9 protein-coding genes are annotated in these 7,859 nt (G+C 70.9%); 7 read left to right on the top strand and 2 right to left on the bottom strand.

Annotated elements, in window-relative coordinates; genetic code table 11:
* The first annotated feature begins 540 nt into the window (after positions 1-540).
* The 7 genes from rsmI to queF all read left to right on the top strand — a co-directional run bounded on the left by rsmI (position 541) and on the right by queF (position 5,631).
* Positions 541-1,419, top strand: a complete 879-nt coding sequence (gene rsmI, locus AC08OO_RS20985; RefSeq protein WP_023842148.1) for a 16S rRNA (cytidine(1402)-2'-O)-methyltransferase — start codon at positions 541-543, stop codon at positions 1,417-1,419.
* 36 nt (positions 1,420-1,455) lie between these two features.
* On the top strand, positions 1,456-2,592 hold the full coding sequence (locus AC08OO_RS20980) for a tRNA-ribosyltransferase family protein (RefSeq protein WP_070133240.1): 1,137 nt from the start codon (positions 1,456-1,458) through the stop codon (positions 2,590-2,592).
* Positions 2,589-3,305 carry a 7-cyano-7-deazaguanine synthase QueC gene (gene queC, locus AC08OO_RS20975; RefSeq protein WP_023842150.1) on the top strand — a complete coding sequence of 239 codons (717 nt, stop codon included), beginning with the start codon at positions 2,589-2,591 and terminating at the stop codon, positions 3,303-3,305. The genes AC08OO_RS20980 and queC overlap by 4 nt, the downstream gene beginning before the upstream one ends.
* A 1-nt stretch (position 3,306) precedes the next feature.
* On the top strand, positions 3,307-3,945 hold the full coding sequence (gene queE, locus AC08OO_RS20970; RefSeq protein WP_476618951.1) for a 7-carboxy-7-deazaguanine synthase: 639 nt from the start codon (positions 3,307-3,309) through the stop codon (positions 3,943-3,945).
* Positions 3,945-4,319 (top strand): 6-carboxytetrahydropterin synthase QueD, encoded by a 375-nt coding sequence (gene queD / locus AC08OO_RS20965; protein ID WP_011437762.1) that lies wholly within the window; start codon positions 3,945-3,947, stop codon positions 4,317-4,319. The genes queE and queD overlap by 1 nt, the downstream gene beginning before the upstream one ends.
* Positions 4,316-5,182, top strand: coding sequence for a 16S rRNA methyltransferase (locus AC08OO_RS20960; RefSeq protein WP_011437763.1), 867 nt, complete (start codon positions 4,316-4,318; stop codon positions 5,180-5,182). Before queD ends, AC08OO_RS20960 begins: the two co-directional genes overlap by 4 nt.
* Positions 5,183-5,253: 71 nt before the next feature.
* The gene (gene queF, locus AC08OO_RS20955) at positions 5,254-5,631 is read left to right on the top strand and encodes a preQ(1) synthase (RefSeq protein ID WP_011437764.1); all 378 of its coding nucleotides are present in this window, start codon (positions 5,254-5,256) and stop codon (positions 5,629-5,631) included.
* Between the two features lie 524 nt (positions 5,632-6,155).
* On the opposite strand, the gene AC08OO_RS20950 is transcribed toward queF, so the two are convergent.
* Together AC08OO_RS20950 and AC08OO_RS20945 are read right to left on the bottom strand one after the other, a co-directional pair.
* Entirely contained in the window at positions 6,156-6,872 is a 717-nt protein-coding gene (locus AC08OO_RS20950) for a transposase family protein (protein WP_235463275.1), read from the bottom strand.
* Positions 6,873-6,901: 29 nt separating this feature from the next.
* Positions 6,902-7,747, bottom strand: a complete 846-nt coding sequence (locus tag AC08OO_RS20945) for an IS5 family transposase (protein ID WP_023842153.1) — start codon at positions 7,745-7,747, stop codon at positions 6,902-6,904.
* Positions 7,748-7,859 lie beyond the last annotated feature (112 nt).

The raw sequence follows: 7,859 nt of genomic DNA, 5'->3' as shown, positions 1-7,859 counted from the left end.
GTGGGGCGGCGGGGTCGGCGCCGGGCGGCGGCGATCCCGGTGTGACCCGCGCGGCGGACGGGGCCGATCATGTCGTGACGGAGCGTGAGTGCGGTGTGGGGCCGGTCGCCGGCCCGGGCTCGGGAAGCCATCTCACGGAACGTCACGTCCCTTACCTGTGAGGCTGCCGTCCCCCATCGTGCTGTCGTCTTTCTGTCATCCGGCCCCTCCGGGGCGGGCGGCGCTACGGGCGGGAGCGGCCTGTGGGGGCGGTCACACCGGCGGTCATGGGAGACGACCGCCGCGGTCCTGACGGCCGGCCCGGCCTGGTCGTGCGGGCGTCGCGGGTGACCCGCGTCGCGCGGCGGTGTGGTGCTCGAGGTGCACGCCCCGTCCCGGGCAACCCCGGCAGGGCAGGATCCGCAGGGCGCTCCTAGGATGGCCGACGCAGGAACGCGGCGCCGCCGCGTCGGCGGCGGAGTCGGGCCGGAAAGCGGAGTCGGGCCGGAAAGCGGAGTCGGGCCGGAGAAAAGCGGAGTCGGGCCGGAGAGGAGTGCCACCGTGCCGGGCACGCTCTATCTGGTCCCGGTGCCCATCGGGGACCCCGGCGACATCACCGCCCGAGCCGTCGACGTGCTGCGGCAGGTCCCGGTGGTCGCGGCGGAGGACACCCGCAACGCGCGGCGCCTGTTGCAGCCGCTCGGGACGTCGCCCCGGTTGCTCAGCTACCACGACCACAACGAGCAGGAGCGGGGTCCCCAACTGCTGTCGCTGCTGCAGGAGGGCGCGGACGTCGCCGTGATGTCGGACGCGGGCACCCCGCTGGTCAACGACCCCGGCTACCGCCTGGTCGCCGCGGCCATCGAGGCAGGGATCCCGGTCCGCCCGCTGCCGGGGGCCAGCGCGCCGGTCACCGCGCTCGTCGGATCCGGCCTGCCGGTACACCGGTTCCACTTCCTCGGGTTCCTGCCCCGCCGACCGGCCGCCCGCCGGGCGGCCCTGGAGCAGGTGCGCGGTCTCGACGCCTCCCTGGTGCTGTTCGAGGCGCCACACCGGATGACCGAGTGCCTGGCCGACCTGACCGCCGTGCTGGGTGAGCGGCGGGCGGCGCTGGCACGCAACCTGACCAAGCCGGACGAGCAGTTCATCCGGGGGACGCTCGACGAGGTCCGTGCCGTGCTGGCCGGGGAGCAGCCGGTCCGCGGGCAGTTCACGGTGGTCGTGGAGGGGGCGGGGACGCGGGCCGCCGCCGGGGAGACGGAGCTGGCCGACCGCGTCGCCGAGGCGATGCTGCGGCACGGAGCGGGTGCCCGGCTGGCCCGCGAGGTGGTCCGTGAGGTCACCGGCCTGCCGCGCAACCAGGTGTACGCACTGGTCGGGGAGGCCGAGGGCCGGGTCCGGTCCGGTACCTGCCCGCCCGCGGGTGGACCGGCCGACTAGACTGGTTCTGAGATGCCGAGGATGAGTCCGCCCGTCATGCCTGTTGTGCCGGCTCCCGTGCTGGCGACGCCGCACGGGACGGTCGAGCTACCGACGTTCCTGCCGGATGGCACCCGGGCGGCGGTGCGCAGCACGGATCCCCGTGACCTGCGCGAGGTCGGGATCGAGGCGGTGATGTGCAACGCCTTCCATCTTGCCCAGCGGCCCGGTGTCAGGCCGGTGAAGCGGGTCGGCGGGTTGCGTCGCTTCATGGCCTGGGACGGCGTGGTGGTCACCGACTCGGGCGGGTTCCAGGTGCTGTCCCTGCTGCGGCGGCAGGGGCAGCACAGCGCGATCCGCCCCGGCGGGGTGGTCTTCCGCAATCCTGCCGACGGCACGAAGGTCGAGCTCACCCCGCAGCGGGTGATCGAGTGGCAGTTCGGGCTGGGCTCGGGCGTCGTCATCGCGCTCGACGACTGCACGGGTCCGGAGGACTCGCCGGCCGAGGTGGTGGCCTCGGTCGACCGCACGATCCGCTGGTTCCGCGACACCCGTACCGCCTTCGATCTCCAGTGTCGGCAGCGCCGGCTGGAGAACCCGCCGCTGCTGGTCGGTGTGGTGCAGGGCGGTGCGGATCCCGACCAGCGCAAGCGCTGCGTGGAAGCCCTGGTGGAGGCGGGCGCGCAGGGGTTCGGCTTCGGCGGCTGGCCCCTGGACGGCAACGGCGTGCTCGAACGGGAGATGTTCGCCCTGCTCTCGGCGTCCACGCCGCCCGAGGCCCCGCTCTTCGCGCTCGGGGTGGGCAAACCCGAGCATCTCGTGGCGCTGTGCCAGATCGATCGCCGGTGGGTGTTCGACTGCACCATTCCCACCCGGGACGCACGGCATGGTCGCCTGTACGCCTTCAACAACGCCCCGCTGGCCGCCGACGGGTCGTTTTACCAGAACGTCCACATCCTGGACGAACGCAACCATCGCATCGACGAGCCGATCTGTCCCACCTGTGACTGCCCCACCTGCACCCGGTACGGCCGGTCGTACCTGCACCATCTCTTCCGGGTCAGGGACGGGCAGGCCGACCGGCTGGCCACGCTGCACAACCTGCGCTTCTACACTCGACTTATCGAGCAGCTGCGGGCGGGCGGGCGCGCGCTGGCAGCCGGCCCGGCCGAGATTGGGGACGACGACACGTGACGGTGAACCCGACCCGGGGCGCGGTCGGAGGGACGGACCCCCGACCCGCCGCGGTGGTGCTGTTGAGCGGGGGGCTGGACTCGGCAACCGTGCTCGCCATCGCCAACCAGCAGGGATTCGCCTGCCACGCGTTGAGCTTCCGCTACGGCCAACGGCACGAGGTCGAACTCGCCGCGGCCCGGCGGGTGGCCTCCGCGCTCGGGGTGGTCCGGCATGTGGTGGTCGACATCGACCTGGGGGTCTTCGGCGGGTCGGCGCTGACCGACCCGACCATCGCCGTCCCGGCGGCCGGAACGGCGGAGGAGATCCCGGTCACCTATGTCCCGGCCCGGAACACGATCTTCCTGTCCTTCGGGCTGGCCCTGGCCGAGACCGCGGGTGCCTGGGACGTGTTCATCGGCGCGAGTTCGGTCGACTACAGCGGCTACCCGGACTGCCGTCCCGAGTACCTGGCCGCCTACCAGGCGATGGCCAACCTGGCGACGAAGGCCACCGTGTCGGGTGAGCGCACCCTGTCGGTCCATGCCCCGCTGATGCACCTGAGCAAGGCGGACACGATTCGCCTTGGTCTCTCGCTCGGGGTTGACTACGGGCTGACGCACAGCTGCTACGACCCGGGGCCGGACGGCCGGCCCTGTGGGCGGTGCGACTCCTGCTCGCTGCGGGAGCGTGGTTTCACCGAGGTGGGGGTCCCTGACCCGGCGGGGGGCTGACATGGTTTATCGGATCAAGGAGATCTTCTACACGCTGCAGGGGGAGGGCGTGCGGTCCGGCCGCCCGGCGGTGTTCTGCCGGTTCGCCCTGTGCAACCTGTGGACCGGGCGGGAACGCGACCGTCACCGGGCGGTGTGCCAGTTCTGCGACACCGACTTCGTGGGTACCGACGGCCCCGACGGCGGCGTGTTCGACACCCCGGACGACCTGGCCGACGCCGTGGCCGCGCGGTGGCCGTCCGATGCCCCCGGGGCGCTGCCCTACGTGGTCTGCACCGGCGGTGAGCCGTTGTTGCAGCTCGACACCCCGGCCGTGTCCGCCCTGCACACACGAGGTTTCGAAGTGGCCGTCGAGACCAACGGCACCTGCCCGGCGCCGGCCGGGCTGGACTGGGTGTGCGTGTCCCCCAAGGCGGGGGCGCCGCTGCGGCTGACCACCGGTGACGAGCTGAAACTGGTCTTCCCGCAGCCCGGCGCCGGACCGGAGCTGTTCGCCGGCCTGGAGTTCGGCCATCACCTGCTGCAGCCGATGGACGGGCTGCACCGGGAGGCCAACACCCGGGCGGCGCTCGACTACTGCCTGGCCCACCCACGCTGGAGGCTCAGCATTCAGACCCACAAGATCCTGGGGATCCGCTGATGGAGATCTTCCGCGAGTTCACCTTCGAGGCCGCGCACCGCCTGCCGGAGGTGCCGGAGGGTCACAAGTGCGCCCGGCTGCACGGGCATTCCTTCCGGATCGCGATCCAGGTGGTCGGCCCGGTCGACCCCCGGGCTGGATGGGTGATGGACTTCGCCGACCTCCGGGCGGCGTTCGCTCCGCTGCACGACCAGCTGGACCACCGCTACCTCAACGAGGTGCCGGGCCTGGACAACCCGACCAGCGAGAACCTCGCCCGGTGGATCTGGGACCGGCTGGCCGGCGAGCTCCCGCTGAGCGCGGTCACCGTCCGCGAGACCTGCACGTCGGGGTGCATCTACCGAGGTGACGAGCCGGACCGGACACCGGCGTGACCCCGCCGGGCGCCGACCAGGAGGCCGTGGCGGCGGCCGCCGCCCGGATCGCCCGTTCGGCCAAGTACCGGGGCGTGCACCCCGAGACCATCGCCCATGTCGTGGAGCAGGAGGCGAGCGCCGGGGGAACCGGCCCGGTCGAGCACCGGGCCCGGGTGCGGCTGCACCGGGTCGCCGCCCTGCACCTGCTGAGCGGGCGGACAGCGGTGCTGCGCCGCGAGGTGGCACGGTTGCCGACCGGCGATCCGCAGGCCCTGAAGGCCGGCTGCCGGGCCGTGCTGGCCCGGCACGTCTCCACCGCCGAGCGCCTTGCCGACCTGGACGACTTCTACCCCGCGCTGCTGTCGATCCTGCCCGCCCCGGACACCGTTGTCGACATCGCCTGTGCGTTGAACGTCCTCACCGTCCCCTGGCTGCTGGAGACCTGTGACGCCACGTACACGGGCTACGACCTCAACGCCGACTTCGTCGAGATCGGCAACGCCTTCCTCGCCATGGTGCATCCGCAGGGCTGGGTGGTCCACCACGACGTGGTGGCCCAGGGTCCCCCACCGCGGGCCGATCTGGCACTGCTGCTGAAGACCTACCACTGCCTGGAGGACCGTCGGCGGGGCAGCGGCCTGCGGCTGGTCGAGACCGTCGACGCCCGGCACGTCGCCGTCTCCTTCCCCACCCGGGCGATGAACGGGCGGCCGGCCGTCTTCGCGCCGCCGATGCAGGAGGAGCTGGAGCGGCTGGCCGACCGGCGCGGCTGGTCGGTGGACCGGGTGCGGCTGAGCACCGAGGAGCTGGTCGTCCTCGGCCGGTCGCCGCAGGACATGTCGTCGCCCGAGGCGCTCCCGACCCGGGCGCACCAGGGCTGAGGATCGGCGGGTTATGCTCGTCAGCGGTGCCGGTGTGCGGGAACGGGAGAGGGAGCGTCGGTGATGCGGCAGTGGCCCTGACGAAGCTGGGCAACCCGGAGGCGAAGGCCGACCGGTCCCTGGAGACGTTCCCGATCGACGACACCTCGCAGGAGATCAGGATCGACTGCCGGGAGTTCACCTGCCGGTGCCCGATCACCGGCCAGCCGGACTGGGCGACGATCCGCATCGACTACCGGCCGGGCGGGCGTGGTCTGGAGACCAAGAGCCTCAAGCTCTACCTGGAGACCTTCCGGGAGGAAGGGATCTTCCACGAACACCTGGCCACCCTGATACGTGACGATCTGGTGGCCGCGCTCGCTCCGGTGCAGCTCACCGTCACCGTGAACTTCAACGCCCGGGGCGGCATCGCGCTGGCGGCCTCCAGCACCTACCGTCGCGAGGCCTGACCCCGCCCCTGCCGGACGGTCCTGGACCTCGGCCGAGCTCACCAGCGCCCCTACGACGGCACGCACCGTGTTCGTCGGACGGCGCTCCTGCCCGGAGTGCCTCCCGCGCGGAGCGCGGTCACCCTGGTCGACGGCTGCCGCGTTTTCGCCTCCGGACTCAGGGTCACTGCCCGGGGGTACGGACCGCCGTCGGCATCGCGGCGTGGGAGACGCCACGATCGCCAGCGGCTTCTCCTTCTGAGCCACATGGCCGGAACGGCGCCCGGATGAACATCTTCCCCTCGTCGCTGACACCCCCACACGTCAGCTGATAAACCAGTCTTCCGTCAGAATCCGTGCCGACCCATACGGCCAGAGAAAAGTGGCATGTCAGCGGCTTCGCCACACCTGTCAGGGAAAAAGCCAGCCCGTCGGAGTTGGCTCAGAACTGCCTTTCGTCGGGCCGACGCCGGGCCGAAGGCAATCCCCGCCGCCTTCTTCCGAAGGAGCCGCTGTGCCATGAGCGTTTTCCATCCTCGGTTCTCCTAAATTCCTTCGTGCGTCAGGACGAGGATGGCTTGGGAAATTGTGCCGACGCGGCGGGGGCAGCCGCGGTACCGGTCGAGGACATGCCAGTTCTTGAGGACGGCGAATCCTCGTTCGCCGACAGCGCGGGTGGCCGAGAGGCTGCGGTTCTTCTCCTTGTCGGCGTCGGGTAGTTCGGCGTTCTGGGGTTTCTTGCGGGGGGTGAGGAGTTGTTCGCTCTCGCCGCCGACGTAGCCCTTGTCGGCGTAAAGGTAGATCGTCTCCGCCTGGTTGATCAGGTGGAGGATGTTGTGGGACCTCGCGGCGGTGATGTCGTGGGTGGATCCGGGCAGTCCGTCGGAGATCCAGATCATCCGGCCGTAGGGGTCCATCAGGCCCTGGAGGTTGACGCCGTGGTGTTTGTGTTTGCCGGAGTAGTAGAGCCTGTTGTGGGCGCGGATCCGGTTGATGCGGATGACGGTGCCGTCGAGGATGAGGAAGTTGCTCCGGCACCAGGCGAAGGCCCAGACGGCGGCGAGCAGGGTCCGGCCACGGCCGGCGAGCAGCGCGACGGCCTCGTGGACGTAGCGGCACACAGTGGCCACCCCGACCTGGAATCCCTCGACGAGGCGGGTGTAGGTGTCTCCGTTGCGCAGGTGGGCCAAGGCAAGAAGTGCCTGGTCACGGGCCGGGACCTTGCGCCAGTTCCCGTGGCGTTCGCGGTCGTCGGCGAGCAACGCCGTCAGAAGGTGTTTGAGATCGTCGTTTAGATGATTCTCTGTAGCGGTCGGGGTCCGGGCCGCTGGGCGGGGGTGCGCCGGTCGATGCGGCGGACCATGGTGGCGATCATGGCCCAGCGGATGAGGGATTCGGCGTGGTCGGGGCGGCGTTCGTAGTCGCGGGCGTGCCGGCGGTAGCCGGTGATCCACGACCACGTTCGTTCGACGACCCAGCGACGTGGCAGGACGGAGAAGCCCTTCTGCCCGGCGGGTTTGCGCACCACCTGCAGGGTGAGGGTCAGGATCCGGGCGGCCCAGTCCATGAAGACACCCGCGAACCCGGCGTCGGCGAATACGAGCCGTAGCCGCCGGCCGGCGAAGAAACTGTCGAGGAGGAGCTGCCGGCCACTGGCGGTGTCATGGGTGCTGGCCGGGACCACGAGCACGGCCAGCAGCAGTCCCATCGTGTCCACAGCGATGAACCGCTTACGACCGTTGACCTTCTTGCCGGCGTCGTAGCCGCGGGAGGAGGCGGGCACGGTGTCGGCGCCCTTCACCGACTGGGAATCGATGATCCCCGCCGACGGTTCGACATCGCGTCCTTCCGCCCGGCGGGCCTGCTCCCGCAGCACGTCGTGAACACGTTCGGTGACACCCAGATCGTGCCAGAGGGCGAAGTAGTAGTACACGGTCTGCCACGGCGGATAGTCCGACGGCAACGCCCGCCACGCACACCCCGAGCGCACCACATACAGGATCGCGTCCACCAGATCACGCCGATCATGCTTCTCCGGCCGGCACACCGCCGCCGGCGGCGGGAGCAACGGCCCGACCAGAGCCCACTGCGAGTCCGACAGATCCGACGGATACCGATGACGGTGAGCATGCGCCATCCGTCCACCGTCAGCCCCCAGCCACCCCCACCCGGCCATGATCCGACGAGTGCACCCCCATCGCGCACCCCGGAAGATCACACACCGTCACCAGCGGGCATTCTCAAACACC

The sequence above is a fragment of the Frankia sp. CeCAU1 genome (genome assembly GCF_977971845.1).
Note: the sequence above shows the minus strand (reverse complement) of the source record. Positions and strands in the feature narration are given on the sequence as shown.

Coding starts and splice junctions, on each gene's coding strand:
- queE (WP_476618951.1), top strand. CDS start 3,307: ATGGTTTATCGGATCAAGGAGATCTTCTACACGCTGCAGGGGGAGGGC.
- queD (WP_011437762.1), top strand. CDS start 3,945: ATGGAGATCTTCCGCGAGTTCACCTTCGAGGCCGCGCACCGCCTGCCG.
- AC08OO_RS20945 (WP_023842153.1), bottom strand. CDS start 7,747: ATGGCGCATGCTCACCGTCATCGGTATCCGTCGGATCTGTCGGACTCG.
- AC08OO_RS20980 (WP_070133240.1), top strand. CDS start 1,456: ATGCCTGTTGTGCCGGCTCCCGTGCTGGCGACGCCGCACGGGACGGTC.